Source organism: Mycobacteroides franklinii (genome assembly GCF_001853795.1).
Lineage (GTDB): Bacteria > Actinomycetota > Actinomycetes > Mycobacteriales > Mycobacteriaceae > Mycobacterium > Mycobacterium franklinii.
Window position 1 is genome coordinate 406,518 of sequence record NZ_MLIK01000019.1, and the last position, 20,826, is coordinate 427,343.

At 64.9% G+C, this 20,826-nt stretch carries 20 protein-coding genes and 3 tRNA genes; 9 read left to right on the forward strand and 14 right to left on the reverse strand.

The features are described from left to right. Positions 1–24: 24 nt before the first annotated feature. Together BKG76_RS09855 and BKG76_RS09860 are read right to left on the reverse strand one after the other, a co-directional pair. Positions 25–1,614, reverse strand: a complete 1,590-nt coding sequence (locus BKG76_RS09855; protein WP_070937489.1) for a GMC family oxidoreductase — start codon at positions 1,612–1,614, stop codon at positions 25–27. A 99-nt stretch (positions 1,615–1,713) separates the two neighbouring features. Beyond that, entirely contained in the window at positions 1,714–1,938 is a 225-nt protein-coding gene (locus tag BKG76_RS09860; protein WP_070937490.1) for a hypothetical protein, read from the reverse strand. A gap of 112 nt (positions 1,939–2,050) precedes the next feature. Here BKG76_RS09860 and BKG76_RS09865 point away from each other — a divergent pair, with 112 nt between their 5' ends. Further along, on the forward strand, positions 2,051–2,644 hold the full coding sequence (locus tag BKG76_RS09865; protein ID WP_070937491.1) for a TetR/AcrR family transcriptional regulator: 594 nt from the start codon (positions 2,051–2,053) through the stop codon (positions 2,642–2,644). A gap of 28 nt (positions 2,645–2,672) precedes the next feature. On the opposite strand, the gene BKG76_RS09870 is transcribed toward BKG76_RS09865, so the two are convergent. The 3 genes from BKG76_RS09870 to BKG76_RS09880 form a co-directional block, all read right to left on the reverse strand. Next, a complete protein-coding gene (locus BKG76_RS09870; RefSeq protein WP_070937492.1) occupies positions 2,673–3,101 on the reverse strand; it encodes an SRPBCC family protein in 429 nt (142 codons plus the stop codon). Between the two features lie 21 nt (positions 3,102–3,122). Further along, positions 3,123–3,195 (reverse strand) — tRNA-Arg (locus BKG76_RS09875). Positions 3,196–3,243: 48 nt separating this feature from the next. Continuing rightward, positions 3,244–3,332, reverse strand: a tRNA-Ser gene (locus tag BKG76_RS09880). A gap of 136 nt (positions 3,333–3,468) precedes the next feature. On the opposite strand from BKG76_RS09880, the gene hisC reads away from it, so the two are divergent. Further along, entirely contained in the window at positions 3,469–4,512 is a 1,044-nt protein-coding gene (gene hisC, locus BKG76_RS09885; protein WP_070937493.1) for a histidinol-phosphate transaminase, read from the forward strand. On the opposite strand, the gene BKG76_RS09890 is transcribed toward hisC, so the two are convergent. Further along, positions 4,509–5,780, reverse strand: a complete 1,272-nt coding sequence (locus BKG76_RS09890; RefSeq protein WP_070937494.1) for a thioester domain-containing protein — start codon at positions 5,778–5,780, stop codon at positions 4,509–4,511. The genes hisC and BKG76_RS09890 overlap by 4 nt on opposite strands. A gap of 420 nt (positions 5,781–6,200) precedes the next feature. Here BKG76_RS09890 and BKG76_RS09895 point away from each other — a divergent pair, with 420 nt between their 5' ends. The 3 genes from BKG76_RS09895 to BKG76_RS09905 all read left to right on the forward strand — a co-directional run bounded on the left by BKG76_RS09895 (position 6,201) and on the right by BKG76_RS09905 (position 9,672). Continuing rightward, positions 6,201–7,124, forward strand: coding sequence for a family 2A encapsulin nanocompartment shell protein (locus tag BKG76_RS09895; protein WP_070937495.1), 924 nt, complete (start codon positions 6,201–6,203; stop codon positions 7,122–7,124). Next, entirely contained in the window at positions 7,111–9,000 is a 1,890-nt protein-coding gene (locus BKG76_RS09900; protein WP_070937496.1) for a family 2A encapsulin nanocompartment cargo protein cysteine desulfurase, read from the forward strand. Before BKG76_RS09895 ends, BKG76_RS09900 begins: the two co-directional genes overlap by 14 nt. 150 nt (positions 9,001–9,150) lie before the next feature. After that, positions 9,151–9,672 carry an OsmC family protein gene (locus BKG76_RS09905; RefSeq protein ID WP_083337995.1) on the forward strand — a complete coding sequence of 174 codons (522 nt, stop codon included), beginning with the start codon at positions 9,151–9,153 and terminating at the stop codon, positions 9,670–9,672. Between the two features lie 7 nt (positions 9,673–9,679). On the opposite strand, the gene BKG76_RS09910 is transcribed toward BKG76_RS09905, so the two are convergent. From BKG76_RS09910 to BKG76_RS09930, 5 genes are read right to left on the reverse strand one after another with little or no spacing between them, the layout of a single operon-like run. After that, on the reverse strand, positions 9,680–10,231 hold the full coding sequence (locus tag BKG76_RS09910) for a YbhB/YbcL family Raf kinase inhibitor-like protein (RefSeq protein ID WP_070937497.1): 552 nt from the start codon (positions 10,229–10,231) through the stop codon (positions 9,680–9,682). Further along, on the reverse strand, positions 10,228–10,782 hold the full coding sequence (locus tag BKG76_RS09915; protein ID WP_070937498.1) for a LeuD/DmdB family oxidoreductase small subunit: 555 nt from the start codon (positions 10,780–10,782) through the stop codon (positions 10,228–10,230). Before BKG76_RS09915 ends, BKG76_RS09910 begins: the two co-directional genes overlap by 4 nt. Further along, positions 10,779–12,026, reverse strand: coding sequence for a 3-isopropylmalate dehydratase large subunit (locus BKG76_RS09920; protein WP_070937499.1), 1,248 nt, complete (start codon positions 12,024–12,026; stop codon positions 10,779–10,781). The genes BKG76_RS09915 and BKG76_RS09920 overlap by 4 nt, the downstream gene beginning before the upstream one ends. Further along, complete coding sequence (locus BKG76_RS09925; protein ID WP_070937500.1) at positions 12,023–12,904, reverse strand: isocitrate lyase/PEP mutase family protein; 882 nt, start codon at positions 12,902–12,904, stop codon at positions 12,023–12,025. The genes BKG76_RS09920 and BKG76_RS09925 overlap by 4 nt, the downstream gene beginning before the upstream one ends. 13 nt (positions 12,905–12,917) lie before the next feature. Then, positions 12,918–14,342 carry an MmgE/PrpD family protein gene (locus BKG76_RS09930; RefSeq protein WP_070937501.1) on the reverse strand — a complete coding sequence of 475 codons (1,425 nt, stop codon included), beginning with the start codon at positions 14,340–14,342 and terminating at the stop codon, positions 12,918–12,920. A gap of 80 nt (positions 14,343–14,422) precedes the next feature. Between BKG76_RS09930 and BKG76_RS09935 the strand changes: the two genes are divergently transcribed. Next, positions 14,423–15,214: a GntR family transcriptional regulator gene (locus tag BKG76_RS09935; protein ID WP_330220038.1), complete on the forward strand. Its 792-nt coding sequence runs from the start codon at positions 14,423–14,425 to the stop codon at positions 15,212–15,214. A 62-nt stretch (positions 15,215–15,276) separates the two neighbouring features. On the opposite strand, the gene BKG76_RS09940 is transcribed toward BKG76_RS09935, so the two are convergent. Further along, positions 15,277–15,363 (reverse strand) — tRNA-Ser (locus tag BKG76_RS09940). A 31-nt stretch (positions 15,364–15,394) separates the two neighbouring features. Further along, positions 15,395–15,787, reverse strand: a complete 393-nt coding sequence (locus BKG76_RS09945) for a MarR family winged helix-turn-helix transcriptional regulator (RefSeq protein ID WP_078282228.1) — start codon at positions 15,785–15,787, stop codon at positions 15,395–15,397. A 213-nt stretch (positions 15,788–16,000) separates the two neighbouring features. Between BKG76_RS09945 and BKG76_RS09950 the strand changes: the two genes are divergently transcribed. Then, the gene (locus BKG76_RS09950) at positions 16,001–16,987 is read left to right on the forward strand and encodes an NAD(P)H-quinone oxidoreductase (RefSeq protein ID WP_070937503.1); all 987 of its coding nucleotides are present in this window, start codon (positions 16,001–16,003) and stop codon (positions 16,985–16,987) included. A 21-nt stretch (positions 16,988–17,008) separates the two neighbouring features. On the opposite strand, the gene BKG76_RS09955 is transcribed toward BKG76_RS09950, so the two are convergent. Continuing rightward, positions 17,009–18,205: a cysteine desulfurase-like protein gene (locus BKG76_RS09955; protein ID WP_070937504.1), complete on the reverse strand. Its 1,197-nt coding sequence runs from the start codon at positions 18,203–18,205 to the stop codon at positions 17,009–17,011. Between the two features lie 109 nt (positions 18,206–18,314). Here BKG76_RS09955 and BKG76_RS09960 point away from each other — a divergent pair, with 109 nt between their 5' ends. Both BKG76_RS09960 and BKG76_RS09965 read left to right on the forward strand, forming a co-directional pair. Beyond that, positions 18,315–20,303 (forward strand): DUF6541 family protein, encoded by a 1,989-nt coding sequence (locus BKG76_RS09960; RefSeq protein WP_070937505.1) that lies wholly within the window; start codon positions 18,315–18,317, stop codon positions 20,301–20,303. After that, positions 20,300–20,815 (forward strand): bacterial proteasome activator family protein, encoded by a 516-nt coding sequence (locus BKG76_RS09965; RefSeq protein ID WP_070937506.1) that lies wholly within the window; start codon positions 20,300–20,302, stop codon positions 20,813–20,815. The genes BKG76_RS09960 and BKG76_RS09965 overlap by 4 nt, the downstream gene beginning before the upstream one ends. Positions 20,816–20,826 lie beyond the last annotated feature (11 nt).

A 20,826-nucleotide genomic window follows, 5' to 3' on the forward strand; every position in this document is an offset into this window, starting at 1 on the left:
GACGCGGGCGAGCGAGATTCGGTTTCATCGTTGTGGAGAAAGTATGAGATCTGCCGCCTTCTCGCCGAGCAACACCGACGGAGCGTGCGTATGCCCGCGGATCAGACTGGGGATGACGGACGCGTCGACCACTCGCAGCCCCTGCACACCGCGGACGGTGAGATCCGGCGTCACCACGCTGGCCTCATCTGTGCCCATTCGGCAGGTGGCCACCGGGTGGTAGAGCGTGTGCGAGTTGTTCTCCAGCGCGGCAACGAGCGTCTCTTCGAGATCGTCGCCGGGGTTCCTCGGCCGCAGAATCTTGCCGAGTATCGCCCGCATCGATGGCGTTTCGGCGATACGGGCGGTGGTGCGCAGCCCGAACATCATGGCGGCCCGGTCCTGCCCGGCGGGATCGCTCAGATAGCGGGGATCAATGCGTGGCTTGGCCAGTGGATCGGATGAGGTCAGGGTGATCTCACCGCTGCTTTCCGGCTTGAGCAAGATCGGACCCATCACGATCGCATGCTCGGTGGCCTCACCCAGACCCTCGTCGAAGAACGGGGCCGGGGCGACGATCAACTCCAGGTCGGGAAGTGCGAGATCGGTGCGGCTGCGCAAGAATCCATAGGCTTCACCAACATTCGAGGTGAGCATGCCGCGATGCCGCAGGAAATAGTTGGCCAGCTGCAGCGGCTTCTCCGCGCCATACAACGAGTCGGCCTCGACCGCGTAACCCACAGGGCAGCACAGGTGATCGAGCAGGTTCTGGCCCACCTGCGGAGCGTTGTGAACTATCGGAATCCCCAGTTCACCAAGACGCTTGGCATCGCCAATCCCCGACAGCATCAACAACTGAGGCGAATTGATGGCGCCGCCGCACAGAATCACCTCGCGCCGCGCATGCACCGTGTGCGTGATGCCGTCGCGCACGTACTCCACTCCCACGGCGCGAGTCCCGTCGAAGAGCACCCGGCGCGCCTGGGCCTCGGTGACGACGTTCAGGTTGCGCCGCCGCAGACCGGGTTTGAGATAACCATCCGCGGTGCTCCAGCGGCGGCCGCCGCTCTGACACACCATGGTCTCCGAGAAGCCCTTGGGTTCAGGCGTATTAGCCCGTTCGACGTCAAACCCGGCTTCCTTCACCGCCTCCAACCACGCCGCGGTGCTGGACCGCGGGCTGCGCTGTTTGGAGATCTTCAGCGCGCCATCGGTGCCCTCGTCGCTTTCGGTCGCGCCTTCCACCGCTTCGATGCGCTTGAAATAGGGGGCGACGTTCGCGAAGGACCATTGATCGCCCGCGAGCGCGGCCCAGTCGTCATAGTCGGCCGCGAATCCTCGGACCCACATCATCGCGTTCATGGACGACGAACCGCCGAGCGTCTTTCCTCGCGGCCAATAGATTTGACGGTTGTTCAACGGGGGCTGCGGCTCGGTCAGATAGTCCCAGTCGACGTCGCTGCGGAACAGTTTCGAGAACGCGGCCGGAATGTGGATCCCCATGTCCTTGTCCTTGGGCCCCGCCTCCAGGACCAACACCTGATCGTTGGTCCGTTCGGAGAGCCGGGTGGCCAGGGGTGCCCCCGCCGATCCCGCGCCCACAATGACAAAGTCAGCAGCCAGGTCCTCAACCATGGGGTGGACGGTAGCGGACTGGACATGACGCCGGGAAGGTTCTGGTACAGGACGTCCCACTTGTGGCGGCTGTGACCGAGTCTGCCCATTCTCCGGGGCCTACGGGTACACCCGGTAGCAATTCGTCCCACCGATGCCCAGCACGTAGACGGTGTCGCAGCGGGTGAAGCTGCCGTCGGACGAGAAATCAGACTCGCAGGTACCGCCGCCGTTTCCCCACACCACGACCTTGCCGCACGGCGCCGCCGAGGCGGGTCCGGCCAGTGCGACGCTTCCAGCTGCCAGAACCGCAGCGACACCCACAGTGGCTAGACGTTTCCGCATGTCAATTGCCTCTTCTTGGTGCTCCGGCCTCACGGTGACGCCGGATATATCCATAGAACGTTTCCGTTTTTAGAAAAGTTTCCCAAAACGGAAATGTTGTTACTATGGCCACATGCCACCGACCATCGGCCTGCGTGAGCAGAAGAAGTCAGAGACCAAGTCGGCGTTGAGCCGCGCCGCCGTCGAGCTCGCGCTGGAGCGGGGAGACCTGGCCGCGGTCACGGTGGACGACATCGCCGACGCGGTGCGTGTCACTCCCCGCACGTTTCGCAACTACTTCACCAGCAAGGAAGACGCGGTGCTGTTCTCGCTGCGCGGCATCGAGGACCACGCCGTCGCGCTGCTGTGTGAGCGCCCCACCGACGAGCATGTCGTCGATTCCCTGGAGGCCGTCATGCTGGATCTGGCGACTTCCGAGTCCTTCAGCACGACCGTGGCGGTCACCCGGCTATCGGCACAGAATCCGAGCTTGGCGGCACACGACGCCGCACGGTCCGACGACGTAGGAACCGTCGTGCTCACGGAGGTCAGCCGGCGTGCCGGGTTGGATCCCGATATTGACCTGTATCCGCGGCTGGTCTGCAACGCCGCCTATGCGGTCCTCGCCACGGTCATCCAACTCGCGGTTTCCGGTTCCACGCTCTCGAAAGATCCCGGAGCGCTTGTCGCCCAGGGTTTTCAGCGGCTCCGTGACGGATTGGCCTGACCGTGCCCGTGGACAGTCTCGTGAAGGGTTAGGGGTGGGTCCGGTCCAGGAGCTCGGCCACACCGTGCAGCTCCCACTCCTGCAGATCTTTGACGGCGCGCAGCAGTAGTCGTTCGCCGGAATCACTGATGTCCACGCCCGCGTTGACGATGGTCAGCAGGGTGCCACCCTCGTGCTCGTGGAATGTCGTCTGGCGCTCCCAGCGGGCCGGCTCACCGTGATGGACCAGCGCCACCAGACTTGTCGTCAGTCGTTCGCAGGGAGCCACGTCGAGAATCTCGATCTGGAAGAGGCCGCTGAATCGAGTCCCCATCACCGGGATCGTCTTCATCTCGAACGTGACGCCGACGGCAATCTCGGTGGGTTTGTCGGGTGACTCCCACCAGCTGTTCGGATTGAGTATCGCGTCCCACACACGTCGCGGAGGATGCGGGAAATAACGCTCAACCCGAGTCATCTTCTCCGTCCTGCGGATATGTGCGCCCGAAGGGATTCGAACCCCTAACCTTCTGATCCGTAGTCAGATGCTCTATCCGTTGAGCTACGGGCGCTTGCTATTCAATTGTTGCAGGTCAACAGGTTTGGCCTGCAGACCGACGCGGAGGCGAGAGGATTTGAACCTCCGGTCCCCCGTAAAGGGGACAACTCATTAGCAGTGAGTCCCATTCGGCCGCTCTGGCACGCCTCCTGAACTTCCCGAGCGGTACTCCGAACCCATCGAAATGGATCCCGAACCGCCGAGGGCACAGAGTACAGGCCCTCGCGCCTGAAAGGCAAAGCCGTTGGTCGTCATCCGGCCTCACGTGCCCCGATAGTCTGGTGGCGTGCCTGCGCGACTTCGCCCCGAGCTGACCGATGTACCGGCCTACACCCCGGGCCGCAGCGTCCCCGGCGCCATCAAACTCGCCAGTAACGAAACCGTGCAGGAGCCCCTGCCGAGCGTGCGCGCGGCCATCGCCGATGCCGCCTCGCTGATCAACCGGTACCCCGACAACGGATACACCGAGCTGCGCTCGCACCTGGCCAAGCACGTGGACATGCCACCGGAGCACATTGCGGTGGGCTGCGGGTCGGTGAGCCTGTGCCAGCAGCTGGTCCAGATCACCGCGACCGTGGGCGACGAGGTGTTATTCGGCTGGCGGTCCTTCGAGACCTACCCGTTGGTGGTGCGGGTAGCCGGGGCCACTCCGGTACAGGTACCGCTGACCGACTACACCTACGACCTCGATGCCATGGCCGCCGCGGTGACCGATGCCACCCGGCTGATCTTTGTGTGCAACCCGAACAATCCGACCGGCACTGTGGTGGCGCCGGCCGATCTGCGACGGTTCGTCGAGTCGGTGCCGCCCCATATCCTCATCGCGATCGACGAGGCCTACATCGAGTACGTGCGCGAGGACTTTACCGACAGCCTCGCCCTGGTTCGTGAACACGCCAATGTGGTTGTGTTGCGCACCTTCTCGAAGGCGTATGGCCTGGCGGGACTGCGCGTGGGCTATGCGGTCGGCGATCCCGACGTGATCACTACGCTGGGCAAGGTGTACGTGCCGTTCAGCGCGTCCAGCCTGGCGCAGGCCGCCGCGGTGGCCTCGCTCGGTGCCGCGGAGGAGCTGCTCGTACGAACCAACGACGTTGTCGCCGAACGCACCCGGGTAACCGGCGCACTGCGGGAGGCGGGGTACGACGTGCCGCCCTCGCAGGCGAACTTCGTGTGGCTCCCGCTGGGCGAACGCTCGACCGAATTCGCGCAGGCCTCAGCGGAGGCTCGGATCATCGTGCGTCCCTTCGGAACCGATGGCGTTCGGGTCACCGTCGGGGCGCCGGACGAAAATGACGCGTTCTTGAAGTTCGCGCGCTCCTGGCGTTAGCTCACCCGCGACAGTTCCGCGGCCGCGGCCCACTCGACGGTCAGTTCGACGACGTCCTGTGCACCCGGGTGCACCAAGGCCAGCGGGGTCAACGGCCCCTCGGCCACCCCGGTGAGCACACGCGCGGACGCTGCTGGATCGATCACCGAGACCGTCACCGCCGCAACGCACTCCGCGGGACGCACATAGAACCGGGTACCCGGTTGCACCGGCCCGGTGAGCTCAGCGCCGGAGATATCCATCGCCTTGGCTCCCTCGGAGATCGAAAGCAGAACCGGGCGTTGTGAATCCACCACGAACGGGCCCATGAGACCGGCCGCCATGACCGCCTGCGAGTCGTCGATCGTGGGGGCATGCTCCGCCTGGCCGGTGGAGAGCAACGATTGCTCCAGCAGGTACTGGTACAGCCGCACGACGCGGTCGGCGTTGCGGTGGTTGCGCGCATCGTGCAACCAGAATTCGACATTCTCGACGTCAGCGGTGCCGCCCTGTACATACAGGCGATAGAACCGGTACCCGAGATCCGGTGCGCCGTACTGGGTTTCGGCAACCGTCGCGCCCACGCCGAGCGTCTTGACGTATCGCGCCTCGCCTGCTGCGAAGCTCAGCTCCGAGGACGACACCTCGCGCCAGAGGGCGCCGTTGACGGATGCGTGCAGCCGAACGCTGGCAGGCTGCTGCCCCGCGCCGGTACGCACCGCCAGACCGCCCAGCTGCGGCCGTTCCTTGAATTCAAACTCGATGAAGGACGGCGACTTACGGGTAGCAGTGGGCACGTTGCGTGCCGCGGTGTCCAGCTCCACCCCGTTCGTGAGGAACCAGATGGCCGCCTGAGTTCCGGCGATGGCCTCGTGGTCCTTGATGTTGGCCTCGCCCAGGTATCCGGCCTCGCGCAACCGGCGGCTCAGCTGTGCCGTGGACAGCGCCGGGAAGGAGTTGGCCAAGATCCATGCGACCTGCGATTCACGAGTGCGCGCCCGCAGATTAGCCACCGACAGCCAATCCGCCACCGCATAGCCGGACGGCAGATTGGGGGCGATGCCGGCGATATCGAGCGAGTACGCCGCGATGGTGGGGTTGAGGCGAATTAAATCTGTGCGAGCAGAAGTTCCGTCAGTGAACACAACCTCGTCCACCGTGGACGAATAGGTGCCACCGCGGTACCTCGTCAGGCGCTGAGGGAGCACCCCGACGTTATGACCCCGGCGCCTGCCAGTGATGCGGGCGGATGGCCATTCGACGAGCGATAGCAAAGAATGAGTGGTCATGGGTTGGTTGATCCTTATGCCGGCGGATTGCAGCCCAATAGCTCGATAACGTCGAAAAACGACGAGCCGGGATGCCAGGGGCGGGGTTAGGGAATCAACAACAACAGCAACACACGGCGGCGCTGCGCGCCCCGAAGATGTCGGCGCGCAGCCCGCGGATCGCCCGGAGTCGGTGCGACGGTGCGACGTGCTGCATGCATCCAGTCTACGTACGCATCGCGGTATGACGGGTGTCCGTCGACAAGCCGACGACTCCCGGCACCTACGCCAGATACCGATCCGCCGCAAGGCGGCGTGTCGACAAAAGCCGGCCCGGGCGAGTTTGGCGCACGGGGGTTCGTTACCTGATGCGCCGCCCCAATCGCGATTAGGATTTCAGCAGTCAGGTCTTGATCCCCATTAGCCGAGGAGGAAACCGCTGTGCCCGCTGCCAAGAATGAATCCCAGGCCCTCGGCGATCTCGCCGCACGGCAGCTAGCCAATGCCACCAAGACCGTCCCGCAGCTCTCGACGATCACCCCGCGCTGGCTGCTTCATCTCCTCAACTGGGTCCCCGTCGAGGCCGGTATCTACCGGGTAAACCGCGTGATCAACCCCGACAAGGTCGCGATCCACAGCGAAGAGCAGGGCGAGGGTGAGGCCCCGCTGCCGCAGACCTACGTCGACTACGAGACCAACCCGCGCGAGTACACACTGCGGACCATCTCGACGCTGCTCGATATCAACACCCGGGTCTCTGACCTCTACTCCAGCCCGCACGACCAGATCGCCCAGCAGCTGCGCCTGACCATCGAGTCCATCAAGGAACGCCAGGAAAGCGAGCTCATCAACAACGCCGAGTACGGCCTGCTGGCCCAGGCGACCCCGGAGCAGACCATCAAGACCCTCGGTGGCGCCCCCACCCCGGATGACCTGGATGCCCTGATCACCAAGGTCTGGAAGACCCCCGGCTTCTTCTTGACGCACCCCCTGGGCGTGGCAGCGTTCGGCCGTGAGGCCACCCGCCGCGGCGTGCCGCCCGTGGTCGTCAGCCTGTTCGGCGCCCAGTTCATCACCTGGCGCGGCATCCCCATCATCCCGTCGGACAAGGTTCCCGTGAAGGACGCCAAGACCAAGTTCCTGCTGGTGCGCACCGGCGAGGAGCGTCAGGGCGTCGTCGGCCTGTTCCAGCCCGGCCTGGTCGGCGAGCAGGCACCGGGTCTGTCGGTGCGGTTCACCGGAATCAACCGGTCGGCCATCGCCTCGTACCTCGTCACCCTGTATTCGTCGCTGGCTGTGCTGACTGATGACGCACTGGCCGTTCTCGACGACGTGCAGGTGGACAAGTTCCATGTCTACAAGTGACGCGATCCCCGTAACCGACAGCCCACCTGGCTTCCCGTCCGCGGCGGAGCTGTCGGCGTTGGCGACCCAATTGTTCTGGGAAGCAACACCTACCGGCGCTCCGGGCATCGACACGCCGGGCCCGGCGGTACCCGTCGCACCCCGGGGCAATGTCCCGGACGCGACGGCCGGATCCTCAGCGGCGGCCACGGCAGGCTCCTTGGCCAGTCCGTACGCACCGGCACCCGTGGCAGACGCACTATCGACCGCCACGGTCGCCCCACCGGTCGCGGCCCTCAGCTCGGCCGCGCCCGACGGCGTTCCCGGTGCGGTACCGGTGGCTCCGCGTGGTGGCGGCGGCGACCTGAGCTCGGGCACATCTGCGGCGCATACCGCGGCAACGGGTTATCCGGCTCATCCGACGACAGGGCTGGCCGACTTCGCGGTTCCTGCCGGGCTGGTACCGACGATCCCCGGGGTGCTCGCCACCCCCTCGGTGAACTCGGTGGCCCCCGCCACCACGTCACCCCGGGTGGCTCCCTACTCCCAGGCACCGGCCGTGCCGGACCTGGGTTGGGCGAGTCCGGCAGCACCGACGGGCGGCGATGAGTCGAACTACTACTTCCTGGGCGGCGCACCGGCTGCGGCACCGATCCATGAAGACGCGCGCGCCTTCGACGTCGCCTCGATTCGGGCAGACTTTCCGATCCTGTCCGAGACCGTCAACGGCAAGCCGCTGATCTGGTTCGACAACGCGGCAACCACCCAGAAGCCGCAGTCGGTGATCGATCGCCTGGTGCACTTCTATCAGCACGAGAACTCGAATATCCACCGTGCCGCACATGAATTGGCGGCGCGCGCCACTGATGCCTACGAGGACGCCCGCGGTGCGGTGCGTAAGTTCCTGGGCGCCGAGGCGGACGAGAACATCATCTTCGTGCGCGGGGCCACCGAGGCCATCAACCTGGTGGCACACGCCTGGGGCGGCAAGAACCTGGGACACGGCGACGAGATCGTCATCACCCACCTCGAGCATCACGCCAATATCGTTCCGTGGCAATTGATTGCGCAGAAGACCGGCGCCATCATCAAGGTGGCCCCGGTGGACGACGCCGGTAACCTGCTGCTGTCCGAGCTGGAGGACCTCGTCGGTCCGCGCACCAAACTGGTTGCGGCCACCCAGGTTTCCAATGCGTTGGGCACTGTGACACCCGCTAAGCAGATCGTCGATATCGCGCACCGCTATGGCGCACGCGTGCTCATCGACGGTGCGCAGTCGGTACCGCACCTGGCCGTCAACCTGCAGGAGCTCGGCGCCGATTTCTTCGTCTTCTCGGGCCACAAGATCTACGGCCCCACGGGAATCGGCGTGCTGTACGGCAGCGAGGACGCGCTGGCGGAGACTCCGCCGTGGCAGGGCGGCGGCAACATGATCGCCGATGTGACCCTGCAGCGCGCAGTGTTCCAGGGTCCCCCCAACAAGTTCGAGGCAGGCACCGGCAACATCGCCGACGCCGTCGGGCTGGGTGAGGCACTGCGGTATGTCGAACGCATCGGCATCGACCGGATCGCCGAATACGAACACGCCCTGCTTGAGTACGCGACACCACAGCTGGCCGCGATCCCCGGCGTGACGCTGGTGGGGACGGCCGATCACAAGGCGTCCGTGCTGTCGTTCGTCCTCGACGGGCATGATCCGGTGGAGGTCGGCAAGGCACTGAACGCCGACGGCATCGCGGTGCGTGCCGGGCACCACTGCGCGCAGCCGATCCTGCGCCGGCTGGGGCTGGAGCAGACGGTGCGGCCGTCATTCGCGTTCTACAACACCTTCGACGAGATCGACGTCTTCATCGACGCCGTGCGGCGGCTCGCGGAAAGCGGCGGCCCCAAGGCCTAGGGCAGCGCTCGTCGGGCGCATACCGCACGCAGCAGTTTCGGTGAAATGTTCTGCGCTAGGTATGCGCTCGGCGCGCTAGCCGGGCCGGGTTGAATTCACCGCGGACGCAACCCTCCACCCGCGATGTCGATGCCACTACCGTTGTTACCCGTGACTGCCTCGACAACCTCTCTCAATGCGATTACCGATGCGACCCGGGCGGCCGTTGCCGACAAACCCGCCGCGGCGACGGTGGTCTTCAAGGCATCCGCTCAACCCGAGGGCACGGTCGGCAGTGAGATCACCCTGGGTAAGTACCGCGTGCACGTCGACGAGCCGCCAAGCCTCGGTGGGCAGAACACCGCACCCAACCCTGTCGAGTACTACCTCGCCTCGCTGTTGTCATGCCAGGTAGTGACCTATCGATTCTGGGCTGAAAGGCTTGGGATTCAGGTTGATTCACTGAGCGCCAGCGCCGAGGGCGACCTCGATGTGCGTGGCTTCTTCGGCCTGGACGACACCATCCGGCCCGGCTTTCAGCAGATCCGTGTCACCGTGACGGTCGCCGGCCCGGACAGCGACGAGCGGTACCGCGAACTCCAGGAGGCCGTCGACGCCCACTGCCCGGTACTGGATCTGACCACCGGCTCTACCCCGGTGCACACCACGCTGGTCACCCAGACCCGGAACTAGCGCACCGCTATCGGCGCTCGTACGTCCCCGTCAGCTGGCCCCGCGCGATCACGTGCCCGGACAGCGTCGACAGCAGTGTCCGCACGGTGCCGACATCCTGCGGGATCGGGGTATCCGACGCCAGCAGGTGGAACCGGTAACGGTGCGGGCCGTGCCCGCGAATCGGGCGGGGACCCGAGTACCCGTCTTTGGCCAGCCGAGTAGGGATAATCCACACACCGGCTTCCCCGCGTCGCAGCGCTCCCGCCGCAATCCCCGTAGCCGTCGGTGGCAGCACCGCGGCGGTGTGCATCAGCGGTGTGCGTAACGGGACATCGATGTCGTCCAGCAGCAGCACGAGTTGCGCTGTGGTGGTGGGCACTTGCCGCCATTTCAAGGTTGGGGAGATGTTGTCGCCGACCCCTGGACCCGCCGCCGCGCTGGGTATGGAGGTCCCGTCAGAGAAGTCGGGACTGGTCAGGATGATCTCTTGGCCAGCGGTCAATTCCGCACGTGCAAGCGGACTTCGCAGAGGATCTGCACGCAGGGGGCGCAGCACACGGCCCACAAGCGTCGTCATGCCCCGCTCCCGGCACTGCGCATCGCTACGGTGCTTGAACGCAGCAGATCGCCCAGTTCGGAAGGCAGATAGCCTTGCGCAGCCAATCGCGGCATCACACCTCCGCTGGCCAGGATCTCCAAGAGCAGGCTAGGCAACGCGGGCACCGAACCGGATTTACCTGTGGTGTCATTGCACCATTCACCGGAGGTCAGATCGAATGTGCCACAGTCACCTTCGGTGAACATCGCCGTGGCATTCGGCAACGTAAAGGCAGGCAACCCGGCATTGACGGCATTGCGGAAGAACAGCGAGTTGAATTCCTCAGCCACCAGTCCTGACACGCCGAGCTCGACGAACAGCGATGCGACGGGGCGCGAGGAACCGACACCAAAATTGCGTCCTGCCACCACGATATCCCCGGGTGCCACGTGGTCGGTCCAGCCCGGTCGTACCTCGTAGAAAACGTGCTTGGCAGCCTCCGAGGGCTCCATTTTCATGGCGAATGCCGGATACATGGCATCGGTATTCAGCGCGTCGCCGAAAACCCACACTCTGCCATTGAATTTCATGCGGTCACGCTCCTCGGATCGGAAATGTAGCCACTGATCGCCGATGCGGCGACGGTGGCCGGCGACGCCATGTAGATATCGGCCTCGGTGCTGCCCATCCGGCCGGTGAAGTTGCGGGTACTCGATGTCAAACAGACTTCGCCCGGGCCAATCACGCCCATGTGGTAGCCGAAACATGCGCCGCATGTGGAGTTGGTGACAACCCCGCCCGCGTCGGCGATGTCCTGCAGGTAGCCGCGGCGCATCGCCTCGCGGTACACCGCCTGCGACGCGGGAGTCACGAGTAGCCGGACGCCTGATGCCACGGTCTTGCCGCGCAAGACCTTTGCGGCGATCTCGAGGTCTTCAAGCTGACCGTTGGCGCACGAGCCGATGAATGCCTGGTCTATCCGAGTGCGCGGCAGCTCCGAAACCGGGACGCCGTTGCGCGAGACCGTGCCTGGCTTGGCCACATAAGGTTCCAGTCGGTCTAGATCGATGTTCCGCACCTCGTGGTAGCGCGCATCGCGATCGGGATGAGCCGCCCGATAGCCAGAGGCGCAGTGGTCGGACAGAAATGCTTCCAGCACGTCGTCATACTCGAATGTGCTGAAGTCGGCGGAGACTTCGGCGCATTGCGTGGCGATGGTGCGCCTGTCGTGCATGGGAACTGAGGACAGCCCCGGACCACCGAATTCGAGGTTCATATTGGCCGCATCTCCGTACTCATTGGCGAGGTAAAGGAAGATGTCCTTGCCGCTGACCTCGGCCGGTTTAGCGCCGGTGAGTTCATACCGGACGGTGGGTGCCACGTGATACCAGGTGGAGCCGGTGCACATGATCGAGTAGATCTCGGCAGGGCCGAGACCTCTGGCGGCGGTGTTGTAAGCCCCCGCCGCGCAGGTGTGAGAGTCGGTGCATGCCAAGACTTCTCCAGGTCGGGCCAGGCCGTTCTCGGCGATGACCTGATGGCAGATTCCATGGCGTCCAACGTCGTAGAAACGTGTGATGCCGAAGTCGGCCGCGAATCTGCGGGCATGCGGACCGCCTGCTGCGTCCTTCAGTGTGGGTGCCGGAACCGCGTGGTCCATAACAATGGCCAGCTTCTCGGGATCGTTGATCTTCAGCGGCGGTATCCACATCGTGGCGAACTGCAGGTCGATCAAGACGGTCATATCGACGTCTACCACCACGGTGTCACCGACGGACACGCTGTCACGTCCGGACTTTCGCGCCAGAATTCTCTCGATAATGGTCATGCTCATGATGCAACCTTTCGATTCGCGAGCGCCTGGTCGATGTCCGACCACTCCGACAGCCCTACGAGGTTGAAGAATTCCACCGGCGAGGCCGGGATCAACGCGGTCGGGTCTGTGCCGTTCAGCTCGCACAGCCCCTGCAGCATCGCGAATACCGCGCGGCCCAACGGGTCGCTCGGGTGGATCGCGATGGCATAGCCGAGCTCGGTGAGCCGCTGCGCCGACTCCAGCGGTGTGAGCCCGCCAAGCACCAGATTGATCAGCAAGGGAGCGTGCACTTCTCGTGCTATGCGTTCGATCTCATCGGCACCTTGCGGCGCCTCGATGAAGACGATGTCGGCTCCCGCGGCGGCATAGGTGTTGGCGCGGTCGATGGCGGCATCAAGCCCCAGTGGTGCACGGGCGTCGGTGCGGGCCACGATCAACAGTCCGTCGTCGGATCGAGTATCGAGTGCGGCGGCCAACGTCCGTTCGAATTCGGCGGCCGGGACCACATGTTTGTCGGGCAGGTGCCCGCAGCGCTTCGGAAAAGCCTGGTCTTCCAACTGGATAGCGGCCACACCCGCCTGCTCGTACTGCCGCACCGTCCGCACCACATTCAGCGGCGCACCATAGCCGGTGTCTGCGTCGGCGATCAGCGGGACAGCGTCCAACGCCTCGACAATCATCCGCGCGCGCTCCACCATCTCTGTCTGCGTGACCAGGCCGATATCGGGCAGGCCAAACCCCGAGGCGGCGATCCCGGCGCCGGTGAGGTACGCCGCGTGATGTCCGGTGCGTTTGGTCAGCTGGGCAGAAATACCGTCGAAAACGCCGGGCGCCACAATCAGATCGCCGCGATCAAGCAACTCTCGCAGCGCTTTTCGGGCAGCAGTGGTAGCCATCAGCAGGATCCTCTCAATCCAGTACGCCGGAGACCGGGGCCGCGAGCAGGTCGACGAGAGTGCCAATGTCCTCAAGGTTTTCGAGCCCGAGTACGGCGTGCTCGATCGCTTCGGCGCGAGCGAAGTCGGTGACCCGGTCGGCGAGAGCATGGAACTTGGCGACCAGCTCATCGTTGGTAACCGGGTCTCCGGGGGCGCCGTGCGGTAGTGCGACGCGGGACCGATACACGGCACCGTCCGCTGTCGTCACCACCACGTCGGTGCGGAAGCGCTGTGCGAGTGGGGCCGTGGCGAGAGACTCGTCAAGATGCACGTTGGTCCGCTCGATCAATCGCCAGATATCCGGCGCGTTCAGGCGTTGCGGCGTGAATTGTTCCGGCAAGACGTTGCCGTCGAGCAACGCCGCCGCCGTGGCGTAGCCGATGTTCATTTGGGCACCAATGGGAGTCAGCGGACGCTCCGGTATCCACCAGCCGTGCTTGTAAATGGTTTCCCCGACGGTGATATCGATGCGGGTGATATCGGCGGTATCGCATTGCGTGCGCAGTTCGCGTGCGGCGTCGATCGCCCCGTGCAGCCCGCCCATCGCCGCGTATGACTTCACCATGATGGTCTCGGTCTCCCATTGCCGGCCGAGCCCGCCGACCAGTGCCGCGGCATCAGGGTCATGTCCCTCGCCGAAAACACTCAGGAAGCCGCCGTATTCACGCTCGAAGACTCGCTTAATGCCGGTGTAACCCGCCTGCGCCAGACCCGCGGCATAGAAGCCATTCCGCGAGGCCAACCCGTGATGCATCCGTTTGGACATGGCCTCGAACTGCGCCGCCATGAGTCCCGCGGATTGAGTACCTGCCAACCCGAGTGCGTCTTCGAGCTGGCCAGGCGTCAGACCGCGTAGCTTGCCTGCCGCCATCGCTGCCGAGTGGGTACCGAACACCGAACCTGAATGCCAACCACGATCCAGCATCTGCGACCCGTGCAACGTGTATCCGACGCGCGGGCCCACTTCGAATCCGACGATGGCGGCCAACAGCAGCGCATCACCGCGGGATCGCGGGGTCAGGGCGGCGGTTGACAGCAAGGCGGGCAACAACAGCGAGCAGCTGTGTAACGGCGCAACGGGATGGAAGTCGTCGAGCTCGAATCCCTGGATAAACGTGCCGTTGAGCACCGCCGCGGCGGCCGGCGCTGTGGCGCGGCCGGTCCCGATAACCGCAGCCGATCCGGCGGGCTCCAACGCGAGTACCGCATCAGTGGCTACCCGGGACCACGGGAGCTGCGCGCCTATAAGTGCGCAACCGAGCCCATCGAGCAGCAGGTGCTTGGCGCGGTCGACGACGTGGGCAGGCACGTCGCCCAACGTCAACCCGTGAACCCAGGTGACCAGCTGGCCGGTTGGGCCCGCCGGGTCGGTCGGGCTCTGCTGAATGTCAGGCATGGCACCCCCTTTCACTAGTTGTCATAGTTATATAACAACTAGTATTCATCGGCAACCGCCGATATGCCAACATTGACCGCGTGCCCACAGAGCAGCCAGCGCAGCCCACAGTCGTGACTCCTGGGGTCGGCGTACCGCTGCACCGGCAGCTTTTCCTGGTGCTGCACGACGAAATCTCGCGCGGCACAATGCAACCGGGTGATGCCCTGCCGACCGAACAATCATTGTGCGAACAGTTCGGCGTCTCGCGGATCACGGTGCGTCGTGCCCTCGCCGACCTCGCCGAGGAAGGTTTGATCGAGCGCCGGCAGGGCGTGGGATCGTTTGTCCGCGAGGATCTGCCGACGAAGTCGCGGCCCGTCGGCAGTCACCTCGACGGGCTGCGACAGGCGCAGTTCGAAACCGCCGTCGAGGTCATCGACCTCGGGCTACGTACCGCACCTCCGCTGATTGGCGAAGCACTCGGGCCGGGCGAGAAACTGCATGTCGTACGACTACGGCGGGAACGCCGAACGCATGAGCCGTTGATGATCACCGAGGCCTGGCTACCGCCCGAACTGGCCGACCGCATCACCCCTGCCGCGTTGCGCGAATCCGCGCTCTACGACCTACTCGGCCAGACCGGGGTGGAACTCGGTCGAATCGACTCGGAACTCACCGCGGAACTCGCGGGGCCGGTCAATGCTCGCCTACTTGAGGTGCCGGTGTCCTCGGCACTTATTCGCATCAACCGCCTGGCCTACTCCGGTGGCACACCTCACCACTATCTGACGATCACCCTGACACCGACCCGCAGCCGTGTGCTACTCAACCATGCCGCTACGGACTCCCCCCAAGCCGTCGCGATTGCCCACGACGTGCGGCGGAGCTGACCCGGCGTAGCGGGCGGCGCCCCATCGATCCCGCCGGGGTAGGGGAACAGCGGCGATAAGAGCGGTGGCGGAGGGATTTGAACCCCCGGACGGTGTTAGCCGTCTCTCGCTTTCAAGGCGAGTGCATTAGGCCGCTCTGCCACGCCACCGTCGGCAAGCCTAGCGGCTCTGTCCAACGGTTTACTCCCCGCCGCGTCCCTCGGAGTCGTGGAGGGCCTCTTCAGCCCCCTCACCCACCCGCCGGAAGCTTTCGGCGATGGCCGCCTGCTGCGGCCGGGTCAGACGCATCAGATAGTGCTCACGCACACACTCGGAGTACGTTCGCATCGCCGCCTCACCCAGCGTGCGCCCCTGTTCGGTGAGCGCCGCCAACACCGCCCGGCGGTCCTGCGGCATCGACCCCCGCTTCACCAGGCCCTGCTCCTCCAGCCGCCGCACCTGGTGTGTGATCCGGCTACGCGAGGCCAGCAGGCTGTTGGCAATGTCCCCCATCCGGCAACTACCGTTGGCAGATCGCAACAACTGCTGCAACACATGAAAATCGGTGAGCGAAATACCGTGCGATGCAACCATCTTGCGATTCAGCAGAAAATTCAGCCGATTCGTTGCCACCCAAAAGTTTTGCCATGAACGAAATTCCGCGAGATCAAGTCCCGGAACTTCACTCTCCGAACGCGTACTCATACGCCATCCCCCTTCCCACCGACCACACTGTGGTCTAGACCGCGCCTCCGCCCGCTGCGTCCAACAACCCACCGGCCGATTGCTCGGCATAGTCTGGATGCCATGCACGCTATCACCGTTGACAATCCGGGTGGGCCAGAAGCGCTGTGCTGGACGGAAGTTCCCGATCCAATCCCGGGCCCCGACGAGATCTTGATCGAGGTGACCGCTGCCGCAGCTAATCGTGCTGATCTGCTGCAACGTCAGGGTCTGTACAACCCGCCACCCGGAGCAAGCTCCATTTTAGGCCTGGAGTGTTCCGGCACCATTGCCTCACTCGGCGCCAACGTTACGCAATGGTCTGTGGGACAACCTGTTTGCGCCCTACTTTCCGGCGGTGGGTACGCGGAAAAAGTGGTTGCGCCCGCTAGCCAGTTGCTGCCGATTCCCCGAAACGTCCAAATTGACGTCGCCGCCGCGCTTCCCGAAGTCGCGTGCACAGTGTGGTCCAACATGATGATGAAGACGAAAATGACTGCGGGGCAATCCATCCTGATCCATGGCGGCGCCAGCGGCATCGGCACCCACGCCATCCAGGTCGCCAAGGCGCTCGGCCTACGAGTGGCGGTCACCGCCGGAACACCGGACAAACTTGACGCCTGCCGTGATCTTGGCGCAGATCTCACCATCAACTACCGCGATACAGATTTTGTTCAGGCTGTTCACAGTTTTACCGGCGGCGAGGGTGTCGATCGGATTCTGGACATCATGGGAGCGAAGTATCTGGGCCGGAACATCGATGCCCTTGGCAACGATGGACACCTCGTCATCATCGGTATGCAGGGTGGCGTGGCCGCCGAACTGAACATCGCCAAGCTGATCGCCAAGCGCGGCTCCCTGACTGCCACCACGCTGCGCGCCCGCCCCATCGACGGGCCCTCCGGCAAAGCCGCGATCGTCGAATCCGTCGCGCAGAACCTGTGGCCACTCATCGAGGAGGGCAAGGTCAGGCCCGTCGTCGGCGCCGAGATCCCGATGAGCCGGGCCGCCGACGCGCATCGTCTGCTGGAGAACGGCGAGGTGGTGGGAAAGGTGCTGCTGACGCGCTGAGCCCAGCGCGCGCCGGACGGATCAGCCCAGCGAGGCGACCGCGCGCACCAGCTGATCGACCTCGGCGGCTGTCGAGTAGTGCCCCAACCCCACCGTGATCGCACCGCCGATCTCGTTCACCCCGATCGCGTCGAGCACCCGCGAGCTGGTGTTGGCGATCGCACACACCCCGTTGTCGGCCAGGCGCTGCACCACACGGTCCGCGGGAATCCCGATCACGGTGAAGCTGAGCGCCGGAATCCGGTCCTCTGGGGCACCGATGACCATGACACGCGGCAGCGTCCGCAGCGCACTCACCAGGTACCTGAACAACCAGTCCAGATACGCGCCCGCAGAGTTCAGGGACGTCAACAACCGCTCCCGCCGGGTGCCGGACGCGGACTCGTCCAAACCGGCCAGGTACTCCACGCTGGCCACCAGGCCCGCCAGCATCGCGAACTGATGTCCGCCGAGTTCCAGCCGCGCCGGACCAGTGGCCAAGGGATTGAGCGAAATCGAACTGATCGAATCCAGCAGCGCCGGGTCACGGAACACCAAAGCGCCCACCGGCGGTCCACCCCACGCCGTCGCGTTGAAGGCCACAACATCGGCGTCCAGATCATCGACGTCGAAGGCGCGATAGGGCACCAGGCTGGAACAGTCCATCACCACCAGACCACCGACCGCATGCGCAAGCTTGGTGGCCTGCTGCAGATCCGGCACCGTGCCCAATGTCGACGAGGCCGCCGTCACCGCTACCAGACGGGTCGGCTTGGTGATCAAAGATTCCCACTGCCAGGACGGCAGATCGCCGGACTCGATGTCCACCTCGGCCCATTTGACCTTGGCTCCGTACCGATTGGCCGACCGCAGCCACGGCTGCACATTGGCCTCTTCGTCGAGCCTGGACACCACCAGCTCGTAGCCGAGCCCCGCCTTGGACGACGATCCCTCGGCCAGAGAGTTGAGCAGGATCGCACGGTCGCTGCCCAACACCACCCCGCGTGGGTCGGCACCCACCAGGTCGGCGGCGGCGTGTCGGGCGGCCTCCAGAACCGCGGCGCTGCGCCGCGCGCTGGGGTGGGGACCCCGCGTGTCGGAAAAGGATCCTCGGAAAGCTGTGGATACAGTCGTAGCAACCGCATCCGGGATCAACATCCCGGCCTGGGTATCGAAATGTACCCACCCGTCGCCGAGGGTCGGGTGCAAACCACGCACCCGGGCGACGTCATATGCCATGCCAGACACCTTAGATGCTCACCACAGGTCACGGCGCTGAACCCGTCGTTGCACCATGCCCCGACGGACGACGGTCAACGGCGCCATCTCGTGTAGTCATACTAGAACAATGTCGTTTGCTTTCGGGGTGGCTGCGGCACTGCTGTTGCTGTTCATCCCAGGCTGGCTGATTGGCCGAGCCTTTGGGCTACCAACACATTCGGCCGTTGTCACCGCACCTACATTGACGTACGGGCTAGTTGGACTCTGCATCGTCGTCTTCGGCTCAATTGGCATACCGTGGAACTCACTCTCCGCAGGGTTTGCGCTTCTCGGCGCGATCGTCACCGCACGGCTGTTGTGGCGCTGGCTGCGGCCAAAAGATCACGCCGAACAATCCCCGCCACAAAACCGCGCGGCGCTCATCGCCGTCGCGTTCGGCATCGCAATCGGGACGGCGCTCATCTTCTACGCGTTCCTGCGCGGGCTGACCAACTGGCAATCGATCCCGAGCACCTGGGACTCGATGTGGCACGGCAACACCATCCGCTACATCCTCGAGACCGGGCAAGCATCGTCGACCCGCATGGGTGACCTCCGCAACGTGGAGACACACGCCACCCTGTATTACCCGTCGGCTCTCCACGGGCTGGCCGCGGTGCTCTGCCAACTGACCGGAGCCGCCCCCACCACGAGCTACACGCTCTACTCCGTCGCCGGGTCTCTGCTCTTCCCGTTGGGCGCCGCGGCGCTGACATGGCAGATGCTGCGCGGCCGCACCACCCGCACCTTCCAGGCGGGGTCCGCTGCCACCGCGGCCGCGCTGTCGGCGTCGTTCAGTGCGCTGCCCTACGTCGAGTTCTACGTCTCGGCCATCCCCAACCTGATGTCCTTCGCCCTGGTGGGTCCGGCAGTGATCGCGATCACCAGCGTCGTCGCCGATCGCAGCCGCGTACCGGTGGCCATCCTGGCGTTCGTGGGAATCGCCTCCGTGCATACCTCCGGCGCCATCGTGGCCGTTGTCTTCGTGGCCGCTTGGTGGGCGCTCGCACCGCTGTCCCGGTATCGGGGCAAGGAGCCAAAGGCCAAACGCCGCTTCGGAAACGGATTCGCGCCCTTGGCCATCGCCGGCGTGGGTTCGTTGGTGTTGCTCTATCCACAGCTGAGCACGCTGATACAGCTGTCCGAGATCATCGCGGGCCACCAGTTCACCACGCCATGGGGTAAGAAACGTGCCCTGCTGGACGCCCTCACACAGCACACCCGCCACCTTGCCGACTACCCGGTGCAGTCCGCGCTGCTGTGGCTCGCGCTTCTCGGCGCGGTCGTGCTGGTGGTGAAGCGGGTGTACTGGCCGGTCGCCATCTGGCTGCTGCTGATTGTCGCGATTATCCACTCGTCCAAGCCCTTTGGCGGTTTCGTCGGGCACGCGGTGGCACTCTTCTCGGACGCCTTCTACAGCGACCCGCGCCGCCTGTCCGCCATCGTCTGCCTGCTGTTGGCCCCGGCCGCCGGTATCGGTCTGTTCACTCTGGCCGCCGCGGCGCTGGCTGCGCTGCGCCGGGCACGCAAGGCACACACCGATGCGCGCTGGGCCCTGGTGGCCACGGCGATCGCACTGGCCGTCGTCTGCAGCTTCTCCGCCAGGCACTACTTCCTGCCGCACAAGTACCTCGTCGGCGCCAAATACGACCAGGTGATGGTCGGCCCCAAGAAGCTGGATGCCTTCGCCTACCTGGCGACGCTGCCCGGCGCCAAGGACGGCATCATCGGCGACGGAAACGTGGACGGCTCGGGCTGGATGTACGCGGTCGCGGGGCTACACCCGCTATGGACGCATTACGACTTCCCGCAGCAGCAGGGGCCGGGCTACCACCGGTACATCTTCTGGGCCTATGCCGATGACGCCGATACCGACAGGCGTGTGACAGAAGCTGTGCATGCGCTGAACATCCGCTATGTCATGACCAGCACGCCCGTGGTCCAGGGATTCAAAGTTCCCGACGGACTAAGGTCGTTGGACATATCCCGATCATGGAGAAAGCTGTACGACAACGGCGCCGCCCAGATCTACGAATGGGTTGGCGACGGGAAATCAGATGCGGAAGGTGACAAATGACCCATCCCGGTCATGACGAGGACGACGACCAGGTGATCATTCTGGGCGCACAGGATCGCGACGCGGACAGCGCCGCCGATGATGACCTGTCGGTCACCGATCTTGTCGAACAGCCCGCCAAGGTGATGCGTATCGGAACCATGATCAAGCAGCTGCTCGAGGAAGTGCGTGCGGCCCCGCTCGATGACGCCAGCCGCTCCCGGCTACGCGAGATCCACGCCACCTCCATCCGCGAGTTGGAAGAGGGGCTGGCCCCCGAGCTCCGCGAGGAGCTGGAACGCCTGGCGCTGCCGTTCAACGAGGACACCATCCCGTCGGATGCCGAGCTGCGCATCGCACAGGCGCAGCTGGTGGGCTGGCTGGAGGGGCTGTTCCACGGCATCCAGACCGCGCTCTTCGCTCAGCAGATGGCGGCGCGCGCGCAGCTTCAGCAGATGCGCACGGGGGCGCTGCCTCCGGGCCTTTCGGTACCCGCGCAGGGCGGCGGCAGCGGCACCGGCCAGTACCTGTAGGCCGCGACACC